The organism is Paenibacillus sp. YPG26 (genome assembly GCF_023704175.1).
In the GTDB taxonomy this organism is placed as follows: domain Bacteria; phylum Bacillota; class Bacilli; order Paenibacillales; family Paenibacillaceae; genus Fontibacillus.
The window spans coordinates 3,247,474-3,264,890 of the sequence record NZ_CP084530.1; the positions used below are offsets into that span (position 1 = coordinate 3,247,474).

Below are 17,417 nucleotides of genomic sequence, written 5' to 3' on the forward strand. Positions count from 1 at the left end.
CTTTCTTATTCATCATAGCTGGAATGCCGGGAACACGTTATCGGGGGAATACCTGATATTTCAGGGGGAAATTCCCCTACTTGACGGGATAACCAAACTTATAGCGCGGGCATCAATTGACGTCTTGCAAGGACTAGCCTTGCATTCCTGAGAATATAGAAATCGCCCTTCAACATGCCGGGAAGGCAGCTGAAGGGCGATTACAGGTCTATTATTTAATGATTATGACTTATATAATGATGACTTATCTGTTAACTGTGTAGTTTTGTCCGTAATTGTTATCCCAGTAGGTTTGTCCATTTACAGTGTAAGAGATTGCGTACTTGATCTGGGATACATTTGATCCGATGTTGTTGAAGCTGAACTGCCAATCCTGTACAGTTTCTTCTGTGTTGGCCGGTCTGGAGTAAGTAGCATAGCCTTCTTTAGTTGTGGCCCAGTTATCAGTGGTATACACGATTTTAACCGTTTTGTTGTAAGCGATGTTCTTAACAAATACATTCCCTGTGAAGGTGTTATCGTAGATCGAACTGGAAGCCAGAAGGACATTCGGTTTGCCAAGAATGGTTGAGCTCAGGTTGAAACGGGTGATGGAATAGTTCTGTCCATTGTTGTTATCCCAGTACGTTTGGCCGCCTGCTTCATACTTGATTGCAAATTTAATCTCTTGAGCAGTTGAGATCTGCGGGTTCGTTTGGTTCAAGTCGCTGGTGTTGACTGAGAAGCCCCATTTCTCATGCGAAGCATCTGTAGGACCTACATAGGAAGCGCTAGTGTCATACCACTTGCCATCTCCAGGCGTGTAGTGAATCGTTACGTTCTTTTGGTAGTTCAGGTTGCTTACCTCGACATTCCCGCTGAAACCCACATATCCATACTTGTAAGCATAAAAATTGGACGAAATCAGTTGAACCGGCTGTTCACTTGCAAACGCAGATTGTGCAAACGTTAGCGCAAATAGCGCTAAAAAAGTCACACCCGCCAGATACTTCTTCATACTTTTCAACATTCTCTACCATCTCCTATTATTTTTATTTGTTTACGCAGTAAAAGTAACATATTTTCTTCCAATATAAAACACATATTTGTTACTTATTCTAAAAATGGTAGTTATTAGGGATAATGTGCTAATAGAAATAGTGCGTATGACTCCAATTCGTACTCTAAATTTCCTTATTTTTCAAGTCTGTTAACCCTATTATCATGCTTCCCTGTCCAAAGTTGTGCTCTATTGTATTTGCATCCAAGGAGAGATCAGTGGCGCTTCTTGAATAAATAGGGGTATTCCCTGACTTACAGACGGGTATGGAGGGAGTACAATAATAGCAGACTTAATAATAGAAGGTCGGGCAGCTTCATTACCCTAACAGGCTTTGAACCGGTTATTGAAGCGTTCTTATATATTCCCAAGGAGGCGCAAGCCGATGATCACAATACTAGATCATATCGAGCAGGAGCTGGACTCCCTGCGGGCACGAACAGGCAGCGATTTCTCGGGTCTGCTTCTCATGGATAACCCGGATACCGGGCTGCGCTGGAACTTTGTGTCCGGGAACCGGAGCAAACGCAGCAAGCAGATCATTCTGCGTCCGGGCCAGGGGCTGCCAGGACTGGTCATGAGGCTGGGGCGGCGGGTTGTACTTGACGAATCGCTCCCGGATATCCGCCAGTTACGCTTTGACAATCCCATTATGCTGGCTGAGAATCTGCATGCCGTTGCCGTTATTCCGATTGTTAAGGAACGGGAGATCCTCGGTCTGGTAATGATCGGCAACCGAAAGCCTACGCTCTACCCGCCTGAGATCATCGAGGTGGTGGAACAGGAGGCTGAGCTTCTAAGCCCCGTTATCTATGGACAGAAATCCGGTACTCTCACTTCGCGGTGAACCCTTTGCTTATTGCTGGGGTTCATTTTTTTTTATATGATACAAGGACGAGGGGGTACGATCATTAATGATTAGAATTCTGGTAGTAGACGACCATATTGTAGTCCGTTCCGGACTTATGGCACTCCTGAACGGCAAGAACGGCATGGAAGTTATCGGAGATGCGGCTGATGGCCAGGAAGCCATTGTGAAAGCACAGGAGCTGAAGCCCGATGTCGTCCTGATGGACTTCAGTATGCCGCAGGGCATGGACGGACTCACGGCAACCCAGGAGCTGAAGAAGCTTCTTCCTGATATATCAGTGCTTATTCTGACCATGCATGATGATGAAGAGTACCTGTTCCGGGCGATTCAAGCCGGGGCATCGGGCTATATTTTGAAGAGCGCACCTCACGATGAGCTCGTGACCGCGATCCTGTCTGTGGCCACCGGAAGTGCCTACCTCTATCCTACTGCAACCAAACGCCTGATGAATGAATACCTGGATGCGATGAAGAATGGGGAATCCCAGGGCGCTTTCGATATCCTGTCCGACCGGGAACGGGAGATTCTATCCTGGGTAGCCAAGGGTTATTCCAATAAAGAAATTGCCGAGCACCTGATTATTAGTGTGAAGACCGTAGAGACGCATAAAAGCAATCTGATGGAGAAGCTGGGGCTCAAGACCAGGCCCGACCTGGTGAAGTACGCCATGAAGAAGGGAATGCTTAATTTTGAATAAAGATCGTTCATATCGTGATTCGGGAGACATCTTGGGCAAAAGCGTGAATACATTGCTCGACCAGCTTGGCGATCATCTGAATGATTCAATCTTTGAGGAGAAGCTAAGGGATTCGCTTCAGATGCTGTCGGACCTTAAATTTGCACTTGATGAATCCTCCATCGTAGCCGTAACGGACAATAAGGGAATGATTATCTACGTAAATGATAAATTCTGCGACATCTCGCAGTATTCCCGCAGTGAACTGCTTGGACAAGATCACCGCATCATTAACAGCGGTTATCATGACAAGACGTTCATACGTGACCTCTGGCGGACCATCAACCAGGGGCAAGTCTGGCGCGGAGAGATTAAGAACCGGGCCAAGGACGGCTCTTACTACTGGGTGGATACCACCATTGTGCCTTTCCTTGGTGATGACGGACGCCCTTATCAATTCCTGGCCATCCGTAACGAAATCACGAAGCAGAAGGACTCCGAGGAGGCACTCCAGTTCATGGTCACTCAGGTGATGAACATTCAGGAGAATGAACGAAAGCGCTTCTCAAGAGAGCTTCATGATGGAATCGGACAGAGCCTGTTCTCTCTTGTAATTCAGCTGGATCAGCTTATTGCGGCGGGGCACTCTCCGGGCGAGCTGGAATCGCTGCGTAAATACGTGACAGGCATCATGGAGGACGTTCGCGGCATGGCCTGGGAGATGCGCCCGTCCGTTCTCGATGATCTCGGGGTTGTACCCGCGCTTCGTACTTATATCGATAATTATTCCAGGCATTACGGCATGTCCGTCACCTTCAACTGCACACTTAGAAGGCGCCTGGATGTGAACATGGAGACAACCATATACCGCGTTATTCAGGAAGCGTTGACCAACATTGCCAAATACGCCGACGTATCCGAGGCGGCCGTATCCCTGCTTGATGAGCCCCGTGAAGTGCTTGTCCTGATCCGGGATGAGGGCATGGGCTTTGCAAGCCGGCACGAAGGCGGCGGCGTGGGACTGCTCAGCATGGAGGAACGGGCGCGCAGTGTGGGCGGAACGTTGACTATCCAGTCTGAGCCAGGCAAAGGAACCACAATTGAGCTGCGTATTCCGAAGCAAACATCGGATTCAACTGATTAAGAATCTAATCTCCTATTCTTCAGGCAAATAACCGGAAGCTGCCAGCTTCCGGTTATTTGTGTTCTCTTAACTAGCCGGTAATCCAGACTCCTTCTTCCCCGTTGTCATGATCTGCAGCAAATCCGAATATGGAAGAAAGAATCTGTCTTTCAGAAAGGTTGCTGATGACATGCTCGACTGCATTATTATTGGCGGCGGACCCGCAGGACTCAGTGCGGCCCTCGTCCTGGGCAGAGCCAGAAGAAAAGTCATTCTATTCGATGATGAGCGCCCAAGAAACGCCGTTACGCGGGAGTCGCACGGCTTCATTACAAGGGATGGAACGACCCCCGCTGAATTCAGGCAGCTGGCCCATCAGGATATCCGCAAATATACTTCTGTAGAATTCCGTACCGAACGCGTCACAGATACCATTAGGCATACGGATTTCGTGGAAGTTACGACTTCGAGGGGTGCGGTCTACCATACGAGGAAGCTATTGCTCGCCACAGGACTCAAGGAGGTGCTGCCAGATATCCCCGGAATTCAGGACTATTACGGCAGGAGCCTATTCAGCTGTCCTTATTGTGATGGCTGGGAACGGCGTGATCAGCCGCTCGCCATCATCTCGGATGATGAGGTGCAAGCCCGTCATCTGGTGGTTGTCCTCTGGAATTGGAGCCGTCAGCTGCTGGTCTGCACAAATGGCAAATATGCTCTGTCTCTGGAATTCAAGGAAGCCCTGCGCAGGAAGAATATTACCTTTAACGAACACCCAATTATTAACCTGGCGGGCCATGGCGGACAGCTCGAGCGGATCCGGTTCAGCAGCCATGAAGAAGCCATTCTGTCAGGAGGCTTCATTACACCGGAATGGTTCCAGTCCTCCAAATTCGGGGAATCACTCGGCTGTGCCAAGAGTCAGTCCGGCGGCATTGTTACCGATGAATATGGCAGAACGAGTATCCCCCACGTCTATGCGGCTGGCGATACTTCGCTCATCTCCCCTTCCCAGGTTATCATTGCGGCCGGAGAAGGCAGTCGGGCGGCGATCGGAATAAATACAGATCTGGCGCATGAGGAATTCTGAATTCTGAAATTCAGCAGCAAATCAAAAAGGGGTTATCCAGAGCAGGCTTCTAACAACCTGATCTTGGATAGCCCCTAACTTCCTGGTGCTCCTATAGACGTATCATTTAATAAAGACTGGAAATCTGTACATGCTCTGGCAGCTTGAATGGATTGTCCGGGTTGATCCGGTCATAGAACATGATGCCGTCAAGATGGTCAAGCTCATGCTGCATGACTATAGCAGGGAAGCCCTTGAAGCGGAGCTTCAGTTCATTGCCTTCCTCGTCATAGGCTTTGAGCTGAATCTTCTCATAGCGGGGAACGAATCCCTGAATGCTGCGATCCACAGACAAGCAGCCTTCACTCTCAGGCAGATAGGTCATCGCCGCAGAATGACTGATCACCTTAGGATTGAACAAGGCATACTCCTGGGTCTGCCCCTTCTCATCCACCAAATAAGCCGCGAACATCCGCTTGTTGAGGCCAATCTGATTGGCTGATAAGCCGACTCCCGCGCGAAGCTTATATTTCTTCGCAATCTCCTCATCCTGGCTGTTCTTCAGGAACTGCATCATTGCCGCCATCTCAGCCCGGTCCTCTTCACTTGGAGGCAGGCTTACCGGCTCCGTCTTCACGCGAAGGATCGGATCACCCTCACGTACAATATCATCCATCATTATGAAATAATCGCGGGTAAATTTACTCATAGCAGAGACCTTCATCCACCTTTTCCTACTGTTTTTATACGGCAGCCTTATTGCAGCATCAAGCATGCCGCGACTAAATTATTTTAAACCTATCACTTCAAGCTGTTCCTGTCAAAATATGCGGATAACCAGCAGCAGAGCGAACCCTATAATATATTCATCCGGGGCATGTCCTATTTCTCCCTTGTCATGAATAAGCTGTACAAGCAGGTTCACTCAAGTTCATATACATGGCAGGAGGAATGACAACCCTATGGATATTCTCAGCTGTTTGTTATTAGGACTATCTTTATCAGCACCAATCGGGCCTATTAATGCGGCCCAGCTCGACCGCGGGATACGCGGCGGCTTCTGGCCCGCGTGGCTGCTGGGCCTCGGAGCGGTTATGGCCGATATCGTCTACATTCTTCTGGTCTATTTCGGGGTCGTGCATTTCGTGGACACTCCGTTCGTCAAATCCTTTCTCTGGCTCTTTGGATTCTTCGTCCTTGTGTATATCGGTATCGAGAGCCTGCTTACCGCACAAAAAATAACGCTTCAGGAAACCCGAAGCGCGGAGTCTTTATCTAGATCCTTTGCTGCCGGGTTCTTCATGTCCCTCTCGAATCCGATCTCAATCCTGTTCTGGCTGGGCATTTACGGCTCCATACTAGCGGACACAGCGGCTACTTACGCGCCGAAGGAGCTCATGATATTCAGTGCTGCCGTCTTGTCAGGTGTCCTTTTATGGGATATCACGATGGCTTCCCTGGCCAGCGCGTTCCGCAGATGGCTGACGGCCCGCCTGTTGAAGGCGATCTCCGTTATCTCCGGTCTATCCCTGATCGGATTTGGTCTGTACTTCGGGTTCGAAGCGGCTAAAATATTGTTCTTCAGGTAGCCCGGTGCCTTAGTGAGCACCGCCACGCTTTCTTCTCAGCATGACTCTGCGGGAGTCCCGTTTCTGCTTCTGTTTCTGCTTCTTCCACACGAGGGTCTGCATAAGCAGGGTTACACAGCCGATGACACCCACAAAGATAAGACTGCCCCAGAACCCGGGGCGGCTCGTCTCATGCAGCAGCGTTCCCCCTACCGCAAGCCCGATCAGAGCCATGCCCAGGAACCGCTTGATCTGCCCGAATACCGTCAATTTCAGCAGCTTGCCAGAAGTGATTAGAATGAATAACCAGTTGTACAGCAGCAGCAGCCCTGCCCCTGTGGTTACATATTCATAGATTTTGCCCGGCATAACCAGAGCAAGTATAATTGAAGCAACGAGGCCCGCCGCGGTAAGCGCGATGGCGTACAGCGGATGCTTCTTTTTCACCTTTTTGGCGAACAGGGGCGGTGCATCCTTATCTTCCGCAAGCGTCACCAGCATGGTTGTAACCGCGAATAGAGACGCGACCATCGTGGAGAATCCCGCAATAATCAGCACCGCATTGAACAAGTGCGGGATGAAGGGCAGCGGATAATTAGCCAGTGCGGTAATGAAGGGACTCTTCTTGGGTATGAATGCATCCCAGGAGACGATGGTGACGGCCAGCCCGAGCGATAAGATATAGAGGGTAGTGAGCAGCAGCAGCATGACTCTCCCCGCTTTGGGGGCCTCCTCCAGATTCTTCAGCCGAACAGCCATTAATCCGAGCACCTCAATTCCCCCGTAGGCATAGAACGCGAAAATAAATGCCGACCACAGCCCCCTGATGCCATGTGGAAGAAAGCTCTGCATCGTATGCGGGAAGGCGGGGGCCCGGCCCGTTCCCTTGATCCAGCCCATCAGGGCAATGACTGCAATCACGATGAACATCACGATCGCCGCAATCTTAATGATAGACAGAATGTTCTCTAGAGAGTCGAAGCCTTTGTTGCCGAGCATGATGACAACGAGCCCAAGCACCCCATAGATGGAGGCGAAGACCCACATGGGAATAGCCGGGAACCAGAACCTTGAGAAAATGGAGAGCGCGGTAAGCTGGCTGCCCATAATAAGCAGCTCAGATCCCCAGTAGACCCAGCCGCTGCTGAAGCCGGCCCATCGGCCGAAGGCCTTTTTGGCATAAGAACGAAATGAGCCCTTCTCGGGCTGCTCCGCTGTCATCTTGGCAAGCACATCATATACGGTGAATGTGCCGATTGCCGCAAGCACGAACACAATGAGAACCGAAGGCCCGCCAACATGCAGCGCAAGACTTGATCCGAGAAAGTAACCGGTTCCTATCGTACAGGCCACGCCGAGCAAAGAGAGCTGCCACCATTTTAGAGTAGCTTCTTCATTGGAGCTTTGTTTTGTCATAATAACCTCTCAGTTCGTATATTTTAACTTCATCCGTAGCCTGTAGTGTGGGGAAGGTTGCGTGTTTTTATGTACCGGAACGGGCTGAAATTCGGACAGGCCTTGATCCCGGAATGAGACGAAAGCCCCCCATTGCCTGTGTACTTTCCTCCTATTTTGACTGCTTTTTAACCGTTTTATGATAAGAAAAGAAGGAATTTACAGATTTATTGTTTAATAGCCCCTTAAAGAAGTGTAAAACATATAGAAAAGCTAAATTCAGTCTTTAACTAGATCGTACCAGGAGAGGATTAAATGAATACCGAACGGGAGAATAAAACAACCCATGTCATATCTAAGTCTGCAGAGAACCGGATCCTGGCTGAGAAGGCTTCAAAAGAACAGCTGATCATGGCCTGGATGCCAATTAAAGTGAAGATGGCCCATCATTGGATAGAGAATGAGAAGAAACAGCTTAGCCGTAAAATGGTTCGGGGAGCCATTCATTTCTGTCATTTCGGAGAAAATGTAGGATGTGAGCAGAATGAGGAACGTCCTGTAGTTATCATTTCCAACAATACTGTTAATTCGACTTCCGGCAATGTTATTGTCGTTCCGCTAACCAAGAATCTGAAAGCGAAAACAAACTTCAAAACCAAGCAGCCCGTCCTCACCCGCGACGGCAAGCCGGTGCCCAGATTTCAAAGCCATTACTTCTTATTCACCAGTAAATATGACTTTCTTGCCTTTGACTCGGCTGCCAAGACGGAAGAAACAACCTCTGTCAGCAAGGTCAGACTTAAAGAACATCTCGGGAATTTGGATGAAGAAGACATTAATCGATTAGAGACTCGTATGAAATGGACGCTCGGACTTTAAAAAAAAACGTGAAAATTGTATTGACAATAACTTACGTATTAGGTTACTATAAGTGCAGAGATTGAGTTGTGACCACAGTAAATTATGTCATCCACCTCGTCGTGGATAAATTCACACGTTTGACGTGTCTTGAGTCTGAAAGAGGAGCCTTACGCGCTCCTCTTTCCCTTTTACATGATTAAATAGACCTAGCAGTCATTACATATAATTGGCATAAATTTCGATACCCTAGATAGGATATTAATATGTCGCCCACCATGTCGTGGGCAAATTCACCCCGTCCGGGCTCCGGCCGGGGGTTATTTTTGTTCATGGAAATCTAATGGGCTGCTGCTCGTAATGCCAATAATGCTATATGCTGTTGCAATATTTTTACCCGCTGGGTGGAGAACTAATCAGTTTTTCTGGAAAGTCCTTGCAAAAAAGAGTGTACAATGAATCGCAGGCTGTCCTCCAGCGAGGTGGGCAGACCAAATCCTCCCTTCTGCTCCAGCGAGCAGAAGCCGTGAAGAATACTCCGCAGCCCTCTCACCGCATGAGTCTTCTCCTCCTCCATCAGTCCTCTTCCATCCAGCAGGCCTATAATTAATTCTACCATCTCGCGGCCGGCCTTCTGGAGCTCCGTATCCTGAAGATCAGGCGCACGCAGGGTGCTCTCATACAGACCGGGATGCGAATGGGCGAAATCCACATAGGCCCGGCTATAAGCGAACAGCGCGGCATCCCCGGTGAGGCCCTCCGCAGCAGCTTCCAGTCTGGACTGGAGAAGTCTTAGAGAATGAGCGGCGAGCCTGTTCCGCAGCCCCGGCAGGCCGTCTACATGGTTGTACAGCGAGGGCGAACGAATGCCCAGCTTCTGAGCCACAGACGCCAGCGTCACGGCCTCCAGCCCGTGACGATCGGCAATCTCTGCGGCCGCCTGCGTGACGGCCGCTGCATCCAGGCCGGCCCTAGGCATGACGGCCGCCCCCTTCCTGGCCGCCCGCAAGCTTCCGGGCGGCTTCTTGGATGGCCCGGTCCATAGCCGGGACCGGGCTCTCGATCATCCCGCCATGGCCTACGGCCAGCAGCGATGGTGCCAGGTCCCGCAGCTTCTGCGCGGACCTGAGCGAGGTGCTGCTGCTCCAGGTGGCCCAGGCGGGGAACGGGAACAGCGGGCGGACCTGCCCGCTGACTGCGATGCCTCCGCGCAACTGGAAGGCATCGCCCGCGATGAGCGCCCCTGTGCGCGAGTCCAGCAGCGCGATGGAGCCGGGCGTATGCCCCGTCGCAGCGATGACGCGAAGGGATCCCACTGTATCCCCTTCGCTTAACAGCACATCCGGACGCGTCTTCAGCTTGGACGGGACGCCGCCCCGTATCGGCTCGGTGCTTTCACCCGGATCCAGGCTGCGGTCGCCTGCGAAGAGCCTCGCATCCCGGGTAGAGATGTAGACCTTGGCCTCTGGAAGTACCTCCTTCAGCTTATCCAGCGCCCCGACGTGGTCATCATGGGCATGAGTGAGCACAATTCGGGTCACAGGCTTACCGATCCGCTGGGCAGCTCCCAGAATACCCTTAGCGCTATAGGGAAGCGCCGCATCAATTAAGGTGAGGTCCTTCTCCTCTTCAACAAGGTAGCAGTTCACCGGAAATGTACGGGGAAGGAAGGTTAGTTGATATAAATATGACTTGCGCTGAATACGCACGAAATCACTCCATTCGCTAAACTAATTGTATTAGTTTTAATTATAACTAATATCATTAGTTTTTCAATAGGCAGTGTACACATATTTAATTCAGTACATTCATTTCATCACACCTGATCCCCAGACGTCAGAAAGAAACCCGCGATCCCTCTAAGTTCTCACGAGTTTCTTTGAATTTTTGATCCGGTACATTTCCCGATCCGCCTCAAGGAACAGGTAATCCATCTTCTGAAGGGAGTGCTCACTGTAGGCATATCCCAGCGAAATGTCCATATTCAGATCCGGTCGCTCCTTCCGGAATACAATCACCCTCTGCCTCAGTCCCCTGACCAGCCTGCTGACTTCATCCAGTGTCTTGTTAGCAACCAATATGGCGAACTCGTCCCCGCCTACCCGGCAGACCATCACATCATCGGATACGATCTCACGGAGCAGGCCTGCCGCCTCCTTGATGTACAGGTCACCCATCATATGACCAAAGTTGTCGTTCACGTACTTCAAATTGTCCATGTCGCAGATAATAATCGCCGCCTGGATATCTTCCTTGACATCGTAATGGGAGACCAGAATCTCAAAATGCTCCCGATTGAAGAGCCCGGTCATGGAATCATGAGCAAGCCGATACTCCAAATACTGCTGGTAGTCCAATCTGTCCTGAACAGATCTGACGATTCCCTGAATAGCCACGAGCTTATCCTGGTCATAGACCGGGGTAGCCAGCTCCTCATACCACACATATTGTCCATGACAGTCCCGAATTCTATATAATAACGGCTGCTCAAGATCCAGCTCGCCGTTCAGCTTCTGATAGAACAGAGCCAGATCCTCAGGATGTATCCTGAGAAATACCGTCTCCGGTGCAGCTATGTACGAGCTTTGACACTCCGGCTCTATCAAGCGGTTCAGCGGAGCATATACGTATCGATATCTGCGTACAGGCTCAAGTTCCAAATAGTACACAATATCCCGGGTGCCTTCAACAAGCGCAACCGTTCTTGCATCACAAGCAGATACACCAGAGCTTCCCCCTCTCCAGATTCGCATTCCGAATCCCATCAGCAGGACACTAAGGGACATACCTGATAAAAAAGAGATCCACCACATTTTCTCACCTTCTGCAATCGATTTCATTATCACTTTCTCAAAGAACAACTTCAAGCTACTTTTCTGCTGCTTAGCTAACGAGTCCGTCTGTATTAACTCGGGGGGTTATAGTCTTCAGGTCACTCACAATCTTATTTTTATAAAACTTTTGAACTAAATTATGTATGTAGTACTATATTCGACCTATATGCATGTAAATCCTCGTCTTTTTATCGCAAATTCAGGAAAATTATTAATTTTCTTTAATTTACACAAAAGAAAGACTGCCTCCGGAGGTTTTTCTGCTTACCGGTAGACAGTCTTAGATTTATTTCCTAATTCATTTCCTATTTGTTATCTGAAATCTATAGCTCCATCTTGGCTACTTGAATTTCTTCCAATCCATACTGCTGCTGCTCAGCAAATGCTCAAAATCATTCTCCAAGCGTTTTTGCTCCGCTTTACGGGCCTCTTCGGCCTGCTGCCTGGCTTCCTCCTGACGTTTGTGTTCATCCGCTTTCATCTCGGCTGCTTGAGCCTGAAGCTTGCCCAACACCTCACTGCTAAGGAGGTCTTTCAACGTAGCCGGCTTGTCCTCCGTACGTGCGGGAACAGCTGGACGGTTTTTCTTTTTGGCCATCATATTCACCTCGTTAACCCTTGCTATATTTACCTTGCCCCTATCCAGTTAAATGAACTCTTCTTCAATCTCTGCACCTATAGAAATGTCATAGAGCAGATCACCAAGTGTCTACTTCAGATGGGGCTAAACGTTAGTTATATTATATAGCAGCCTATTAGCACAAGTAAGACTAACGGGAAATATTGCGTTCGGGAATATTGCTGCATTTGTTCTAACAATAACTTTCTCAGCTAAATGGCTATATTTACGGTATTATGATGGGTTCGGTTGTACCTGATGGTTCTGATGGTTCTGTTGTTCCCGAAGGTTCCGTTGTTGACGCTTCAGCTGCCACTGCTCCAGTTGCGTTGCTCGTTACAGCCAATCCCTTGGCTGATCCCGTACCAGCTACAGGCGTAACCTCAAAGCTTATATACTTCCCTGCGTCCTCGGAGACCAGAGTATACGTGTTGGTGTTAGCCCCGCTGATTACTGCCTTGTTCGTACCTTCTTCATCATCCGCACGGTACCACTTGAACTCAGGTGCACCTTCACTATCACCATCAACATCAGAGTATACATAACTTCCGGTTAACGTCTGACCTACCTCTGCGGTTCCACTAATCGTTACATTTGTTACAGTTGGAGCTTGGTTAGTGGCTGCAGGCACATCCGAAGGAGATACCTTGGTTATGGTAACATCGTTTTTCGTGATATAAGCTACTTTTTCGTCTCCCACCATCCCGTACTCAATCTCAATAATATCATGAAGTTCTTGATAATCAGGTTTATTAGGCACTGTTATAAAGTTATAAAATTCGTATTCATACATATTTGTACTTTTTATTTTCGCATAGGCTACAATCTCTCCGTTGTCCCTAATAACAACATCATCGTCTATAACTATACCTGGATTCACTACTACATCCCCATTAATAATACTATTTCCATAAAGGTAAAATTGATTGGCCTTAAAAGTGATAGTTAAATCCGCTGCAGGTGCAACCACTATGGTTGCAGCACTCTTAACCGGCGATCCCTTGGTTATTCCCGTACCAACCACAGGGGTAACTTCAAAAATTATATACTTTCCTGCGTCCTCAGAGACCAAAGTATAGGTTTCTGAGGTAGCTTCGCTGATTACTGTTTTACCCACACCCGATGCATCATTCGCACGGTACCACTTAAACTCAGTTGCGCCTTCATCGTCATTCTCAACATCGGAGTATACATAGCTTCCGGTTAAGGTCTGGCCTACCTTCGCTGTTCCACTAATCATAACATTTGTTGCAATAGGTGCTTGGTTAGTTTTTTTGATCATTACCTTATAATCTTTATTATGTTTTCCGTCTTCAGAGATTACAGTTACTGTATACACCTTTCCAAAGTCCAGTATTCCATCAGCATCTAATGGAATCATTAGTGATTCACCAAATACTTCATAAGTCTGCTCCGAATTGTCTTTGGATGCAATCCAATCCTTTAGAGTCCCTACCGTGACAGCTTCTTCAGCCTGCCCAACCAAGATGGTCTGATCTTCAATCGTTTGTGCTATGAAACCATCAATGGTAATACCCACTTCCGAGCTTATAGCAGGCCCTTGCAAAGTTATAACCTTGTCCTTGTAGCCTGTCGCTTTAATGGTAACTATCAAGGTATCCCCAGTGGAGATAGGCGGAAATTCCAATTTTCCTGTAGAGAAATCAAGCATCTCCAGAGGAAGCTCCCGACTCTCGCCATCTTTAAATTTAACAGAGACGCCGCTAATCTTGCTTGTCCATGCTGTATCCACTTCAAAAGAGAACGAGATTTTCTCACGGGTAACCGTGGTGTTCACCTCTGGCGGTGTCAGCAAGCTTGCTCCCGGAGATGGAGTCGGTGTTGAATCCGGTACTGGCGTTGGTGCGGGTACTGGTGCAGGTGCTGGTTTAGTTGTTTTTTCCGCCTCTTCTTTTTTCTCATTCTGCTCGGTTTTGACGGTGATAAATTTGGAAGCTACCAGAGCAACCTCTTGACGCTGAGCACTTTTACCTGGCGCAAAAGTATTGTCGCCTATGCCTTTGATCAATCCGGCTTCTACCGCGAAACCAACGGCGTCCTTCGCATAAGCAGCAATTTGATTGGCATCGCTGAACTTGATTTTCTCCCCATATCCAGCCGCATCCACGCCTAACGCTCTAACGAATAGCACAGCCATCTGTTCCCTTGATAACAGGTCCGAACCTTTAAATTCACCATTCGAATACCCTTTGATAAGGCCTGCTCGGACAGCAGCTTCGATATAAGCAAACTCTTTGTTGGTGGCTGGAACATCTTTAAATGTTGCCTTGGCAGGTGCTTCAGCTACATCAAGTTTGAGTGCTTTCGCCAGAATAATCGCGAACTCTTGTCTTGTAATCAAGCCCAAGGGGTTGAACTTCTCTCCTCCAACTCCGTTGACAATTCCTGCATTAGCAAGCTCCAAGATGGCATTCTTGGCATAAGAATTTGAGATATCCGTAAATGTGGTGGCAGCCGCAAACGCCTGATTACTGAATAACGGACCTGCCAGAAGTGCTGAACTTAGAACCAGACTGGTTAGCTTTTTCGTATTTTTCATAGATGCTTTTTTTCCACCTTTAGCAATAGTATTTATAGTCTACATATTTATCAGTGGTTTTAGATGAAATTTACAGCATTTCAGGAAAATAATGCCGAATTACGTAATTAAATGACGAATAATCAAACTAATTAAGCTAGATGTATCGCAAACACGCTAAAAATCCGAAGGGCTCTGGAGCTACCACGTGACCGTTTGTTCCTTTTCCCGCACATATTCTCAAAAAAAGGGTTCCACTTCCTCCTAAATAAAGTAAAATCATCTCTAGAGTCTATTCCAATGCGGAGGGAATGTGTAAGTTGGATACTATTTTTAGCGTAGAAGAAGCGGGTTCGTTCGAGGCATTCTCATCTTCCCACTTGATTATTCTGGGTGTATTTCTCTTCAGCCTGCTGCTTCTCTATAGCTGCCGGAGCTGGCTGCAGAAGCCTTCCAGAAGCCGGCCCGGGCGGTACATATTAGCAGGAGTTCTAATATTATGTGAGCTCTCGCTGAATATCTGGTATATCTGGGGCAACAGGTTCGATGTCAAGGATACCCTGCCGTTGGAGCTGTGCAGCATTTCGCTCTATCTGTGTGTATTTATGCTGCTGTTCAAAAGCCGGTTCATCTTCCAAATCGTATATTTCACAGGCATTGGAGGTGCCCTTCAGGCCATCCTGACCCCGGCATTGTCTTACCCTTATCCGCACTTCCGGTTCATTGAATTCTTCCTGGCTCATATTGCGATCATTCTGGCTGTGCTCTATATGGTATGGGTGGAGAGCTTCAGACCAACCTTGAAATCGGTCGGAATCACCATGGTATTCCTGAACATTCTGCTTGTGCTGATCCTGCTTATCAACCATCTGACTGGCGGGAATTATATGTTCTTGTCCCACAAGCCGGAGACTGCGTCCCTAATGGACTTCCTGGGTCCTTATCCTTGGTACATCCTCTCGCTGGAGACCGTCGCCTTCGTCCTGTTCCTCCTGCTGTATATGCCGTTCGCGTTCTCTGCTAATCGTGACAAGAGGGGCAAGCGGCAGCTGAACATTTAGGCAGTGACGTGAAAAAAGCCCGGATATCCTGTTAGGATTCCGGACCTGGCCGGGAGGGCGTCTGGATCGGCGCCCGCTCCTTCGTATGTGCTCTGAATGCGATAAAGACTAGCAGAAACAGGAGCATGACGAAAGAAGAATACCTGTACATCTGCGAATAGCTCGTTGCGGAGGCGAGAACACCCAGCAACATGGACCCGATCGCCACACCGAAGTCAATAGAATTGTAGTAAAAACTGTTCACCATGCCGTGCTGCCCAGGCGTAGTCTCGCGGAGCATCCAGGCCTGCGTGGTCGGCTGGATCGCCCCGAAGCCAAGCCCGTACAGCAGCGCGGACACAATCAGCAGCGAAAGTGAATGGGTGTATGAGAGCGTAAGCAGGCTTGCGAAGACAATTAGCGAGGCCGGAATCAGCACCGCTGCAGGGCCTTTGCTGTCAAATATACGACCGGATACAGGCCGGATCACCAGCACCGTGAATGCATTGAACAAGAAGAACAAGCCGATTTGAGCCAAATGAATCTCCGCCCCGTATAAAGCGAGAAAGCCGAGTAGTCCCCCGTATGTGATGGACATGAGCATATTCAGTCCGGCTGGCAGGAGAATTGTTCTTGGGAAAGGGAGCTTGTCCGTATGAGCGCCGCTTGACGCCGTTGTCACTAGCGGCTGAGGAGGAACACTGCCTGTGAAGAGCAGCATTGGAATAATTAACCCCACAGCTGCAGTACCCAGCAGGGTAAGCGAGGGGAACCCAAATCCCGCAAGGACAGACAAGCCGATCATAGGTCCAATGGACATGGCCAGACTCGTGGACAAGCCGAAATACCCAATGCCTTCACCAATCCGGTTCTTCGGAATGATCTGGGATACAAGCGTAGGCATTACTGTGCTTGCCATGCCGAATCCGACTCCAAAGGCTATGCGCAGCAGAAGCAGCAGAAACATCGTATCCGCGAATGAATACAGTGCGGTTGCCACTCCTGCGATAACAATTCCGGTGATGAGCACAGTATTCCGGTGAACTCTCCGCATAACCGGAATCATAATGAACCGGGTAACGATGGCCGATAAGGCGAACAAGCTCGTCACCAGACTGACGGTGAAGTCGTTAGGATGGAACCGCTCCTTGGCGTACGTAGGGAATGGAGCCAGCAGCATTTGAAGACATAAGAACAACAGTAAATAGCTTAGTGTCAGCATGATGAACGACTTTGTCCACAGCTTGTCTCTATGATAATTCTGATTCATCGCGTTCGTCACTCACTCCTTCTTCTCTCTCTCTATCATAAGGTCCGCCTTGCCGGCAATCTGCCGGAGCAGCTTCAGTAATAGCTTGGACTCCTCATCTGTCATCCCTTCGGTAACTTCCTTCAATATCTGCCGCTCTAACGGTATAGTATCTCTTATAACCGATCTGCCCTCTTCGGTAATGAAGATGAAGAACGAGCGGCGGTCATTCTCTCCGCTTACCCTGCGTATGAATCCCTTCTCTTCCAAAGCGGTGATGATCCGGGTTGTTGTAGGCTTATCCTTCCCGGAACGTTCACCAATCTCTCTCTGGATCTGACCCTCCTTCTCCGATATCCGGTACAGTACAGACCACTGCTCTGGAGTGATATGATAATCCCGCAGACGCTGCTGCAGAACTTGAGACATCTTGCGGTAGGCTATCCCCATATGAAAACCGATTGATTCATCCAGCGGGCTGTTCAAAAGACCTCTCCCCATCCATATAGTTGTCATAACAACTATATGGATGTTTTC

General features: G+C 48.9%; 17 protein-coding genes. 7 read left to right on the forward strand and 10 right to left on the reverse strand.

Annotation, left to right across the window (positions count from 1 at the left end; genetic code table 11):
* Window positions 1-244: 244 nt before the first annotated feature.
* On the reverse strand, window positions 245-1,009 hold the full coding sequence (locus tag LDO05_RS15455; protein WP_251376240.1) for a carbohydrate-binding protein: 765 nt from the start codon (window positions 1,007-1,009) through the stop codon (window positions 245-247).
* A gap of 415 nt (window positions 1,010-1,424) precedes the next feature.
* On the opposite strand from LDO05_RS15455, the gene LDO05_RS15460 reads away from it, so the two are divergent.
* The 4 genes from LDO05_RS15460 (at window position 1,425) to LDO05_RS15475 (ending at window position 4,799) form a co-directional block, all read left to right on the forward strand.
* Complete coding sequence (locus LDO05_RS15460) at window positions 1,425-1,886, forward strand: GAF domain-containing protein (protein ID WP_251376241.1); 462 nt, start codon at window positions 1,425-1,427, stop codon at window positions 1,884-1,886.
* A 67-nt stretch (window positions 1,887-1,953) separates the two neighbouring features.
* Window positions 1,954-2,607 carry a response regulator transcription factor gene (locus LDO05_RS15465; protein WP_251376242.1) on the forward strand — a complete coding sequence of 218 codons (654 nt, stop codon included), beginning with the start codon at window positions 1,954-1,956 and terminating at the stop codon, window positions 2,605-2,607.
* Window positions 2,600-3,730, forward strand: coding sequence for a PAS domain-containing sensor histidine kinase (locus LDO05_RS15470; protein ID WP_251376244.1), 1,131 nt, complete (start codon window positions 2,600-2,602; stop codon window positions 3,728-3,730). The genes LDO05_RS15465 and LDO05_RS15470 overlap by 8 nt, the downstream gene beginning before the upstream one ends.
* A 106-nt stretch (window positions 3,731-3,836) precedes the next feature.
* Window positions 3,837-4,799: an NAD(P)/FAD-dependent oxidoreductase gene (locus LDO05_RS15475; RefSeq protein WP_346657588.1), complete on the forward strand. Its 963-nt coding sequence runs from the start codon at window positions 3,837-3,839 to the stop codon at window positions 4,797-4,799.
* 106 nt (window positions 4,800-4,905) lie between these two features.
* On the opposite strand, the gene def is transcribed toward LDO05_RS15475, so the two are convergent.
* Complete coding sequence (gene def, locus LDO05_RS15480) at window positions 4,906-5,487, reverse strand: peptide deformylase (RefSeq protein ID WP_251376246.1); 582 nt, start codon at window positions 5,485-5,487, stop codon at window positions 4,906-4,908.
* A 253-nt stretch (window positions 5,488-5,740) separates the two neighbouring features.
* Here def and LDO05_RS15485 point away from each other — a divergent pair, with 253 nt between their 5' ends.
* Entirely contained in the window at window positions 5,741-6,367 is a 627-nt protein-coding gene (locus tag LDO05_RS15485; RefSeq protein WP_251376247.1) for a LysE family transporter, read from the forward strand.
* Window positions 6,368-6,376: 9 nt separating this feature from the next.
* On the opposite strand, the gene LDO05_RS15490 is transcribed toward LDO05_RS15485, so the two are convergent.
* On the reverse strand, window positions 6,377-7,762 hold the full coding sequence (locus tag LDO05_RS15490; RefSeq protein ID WP_251376248.1) for an amino acid permease: 1,386 nt from the start codon (window positions 7,760-7,762) through the stop codon (window positions 6,377-6,379).
* A 294-nt stretch (window positions 7,763-8,056) separates the two neighbouring features.
* Between LDO05_RS15490 and LDO05_RS15495 the strand changes: the two genes are divergently transcribed.
* Entirely contained in the window at window positions 8,057-8,620 is a 564-nt protein-coding gene (locus tag LDO05_RS15495; protein ID WP_251376249.1) for a type II toxin-antitoxin system PemK/MazF family toxin, read from the forward strand.
* 391 nt (window positions 8,621-9,011) lie between these two features.
* Here the strand turns inward: LDO05_RS15495 and LDO05_RS15500 are convergent, their stop codons facing one another.
* The 5 genes from LDO05_RS15500 to LDO05_RS15520 all read right to left on the reverse strand — a co-directional run bounded on the left by LDO05_RS15500 (window position 9,012) and on the right by LDO05_RS15520 (window position 14,612).
* The gene (locus tag LDO05_RS15500) at window positions 9,012-9,578 is read right to left on the reverse strand and encodes a TetR-like C-terminal domain-containing protein (RefSeq protein WP_251376250.1); all 567 of its coding nucleotides are present in this window, start codon (window positions 9,576-9,578) and stop codon (window positions 9,012-9,014) included.
* Window positions 9,571-10,308: an MBL fold metallo-hydrolase gene (locus LDO05_RS15505; RefSeq protein WP_251376251.1), complete on the reverse strand. Its 738-nt coding sequence runs from the start codon at window positions 10,306-10,308 to the stop codon at window positions 9,571-9,573. The genes LDO05_RS15500 and LDO05_RS15505 overlap by 8 nt, the downstream gene beginning before the upstream one ends.
* A 150-nt stretch (window positions 10,309-10,458) precedes the next feature.
* Window positions 10,459-11,439, reverse strand: a complete 981-nt coding sequence (locus tag LDO05_RS15510; RefSeq protein ID WP_251376252.1) for a GGDEF domain-containing protein — start codon at window positions 11,437-11,439, stop codon at window positions 10,459-10,461.
* Between the two features lie 334 nt (window positions 11,440-11,773).
* Window positions 11,774-12,031, reverse strand: a complete 258-nt coding sequence (locus tag LDO05_RS15515) for a YqkE family protein (RefSeq protein ID WP_251378756.1) — start codon at window positions 12,029-12,031, stop codon at window positions 11,774-11,776.
* 247 nt (window positions 12,032-12,278) lie between these two features.
* Window positions 12,279-14,612 carry an S-layer homology domain-containing protein gene (locus LDO05_RS15520; protein WP_251376253.1) on the reverse strand — a complete coding sequence of 778 codons (2,334 nt, stop codon included), beginning with the start codon at window positions 14,610-14,612 and terminating at the stop codon, window positions 12,279-12,281.
* Between the two features lie 299 nt (window positions 14,613-14,911).
* On the opposite strand from LDO05_RS15520, the gene LDO05_RS15525 reads away from it, so the two are divergent.
* Entirely contained in the window at window positions 14,912-15,652 is a 741-nt protein-coding gene (locus LDO05_RS15525) for a YwaF family protein (RefSeq protein ID WP_251376254.1), read from the forward strand.
* Window positions 15,653-15,683: 31 nt separating this feature from the next.
* Here LDO05_RS15525 and LDO05_RS15530 read toward each other — a convergent pair whose 3' ends face one another.
* Entirely contained in the window at window positions 15,684-16,901 is a 1,218-nt protein-coding gene (locus LDO05_RS15530; RefSeq protein ID WP_251376255.1) for an MFS transporter, read from the reverse strand.
* A gap of 12 nt (window positions 16,902-16,913) precedes the next feature.
* Entirely contained in the window at window positions 16,914-17,396 is a 483-nt protein-coding gene (locus LDO05_RS15535; protein ID WP_251376256.1) for a MarR family winged helix-turn-helix transcriptional regulator, read from the reverse strand.
* Window positions 17,397-17,417: the final 21 nt, after the last annotated feature.

Excerpts from the sequence above, each read along its gene's own strand:
- def (WP_251376246.1), bottom strand. The coding sequence starts at position 5,487 with ATGAGTAAATTTACCCGCGATTATTTCATAATGATGGATGATATTGTA.
- LDO05_RS15455 (WP_251376240.1), bottom strand. The coding sequence starts at position 1,009 with ATGTTGAAAAGTATGAAGAAGTATCTGGCGGGTGTGACTTTTTTAGCG.
- LDO05_RS15460 (WP_251376241.1), top strand. The coding sequence starts at position 1,425 with ATGATCACAATACTAGATCATATCGAGCAGGAGCTGGACTCCCTGCGG.
- LDO05_RS15530 (WP_251376255.1), bottom strand. The coding sequence starts at position 16,901 with ATGAATCAGAATTATCATAGAGACAAGCTGTGGACAAAGTCGTTCATC.
- LDO05_RS15475 (WP_346657588.1), top strand. The coding sequence starts at position 3,837 with ATGATCTGCAGCAAATCCGAATATGGAAGAAAGAATCTGTCTTTCAGA.
- LDO05_RS15520 (WP_251376253.1), bottom strand. The coding sequence starts at position 14,612 with ATGAAAAATACGAAAAAGCTAACCAGTCTGGTTCTAAGTTCAGCACTT.
- LDO05_RS15500 (WP_251376250.1), bottom strand. The coding sequence starts at position 9,578 with ATGCCTAGGGCCGGCCTGGATGCAGCGGCCGTCACGCAGGCGGCCGCA.
- LDO05_RS15515 (WP_251378756.1), bottom strand. The coding sequence starts at position 12,031 with ATGGCCAAAAAGAAAAACCGTCCAGCTGTTCCCGCACGTACGGAGGAC.
- LDO05_RS15510 (WP_251376252.1), bottom strand. The coding sequence starts at position 11,439 with ATGAAATCGATTGCAGAAGGTGAGAAAATGTGGTGGATCTCTTTTTTA.
- LDO05_RS15485 (WP_251376247.1), top strand. The coding sequence starts at position 5,741 with ATGGATATTCTCAGCTGTTTGTTATTAGGACTATCTTTATCAGCACCA.
- LDO05_RS15535 (WP_251376256.1), bottom strand. The coding sequence starts at position 17,396 with ATGACAACTATATGGATGGGGAGAGGTCTTTTGAACAGCCCGCTGGAT.
- LDO05_RS15465 (WP_251376242.1), top strand. The coding sequence starts at position 1,954 with ATGATTAGAATTCTGGTAGTAGACGACCATATTGTAGTCCGTTCCGGA.
- LDO05_RS15490 (WP_251376248.1), bottom strand. The coding sequence starts at position 7,762 with ATGACAAAACAAAGCTCCAATGAAGAAGCTACTCTAAAATGGTGGCAG.
- LDO05_RS15495 (WP_251376249.1), top strand. The coding sequence starts at position 8,057 with ATGAATACCGAACGGGAGAATAAAACAACCCATGTCATATCTAAGTCT.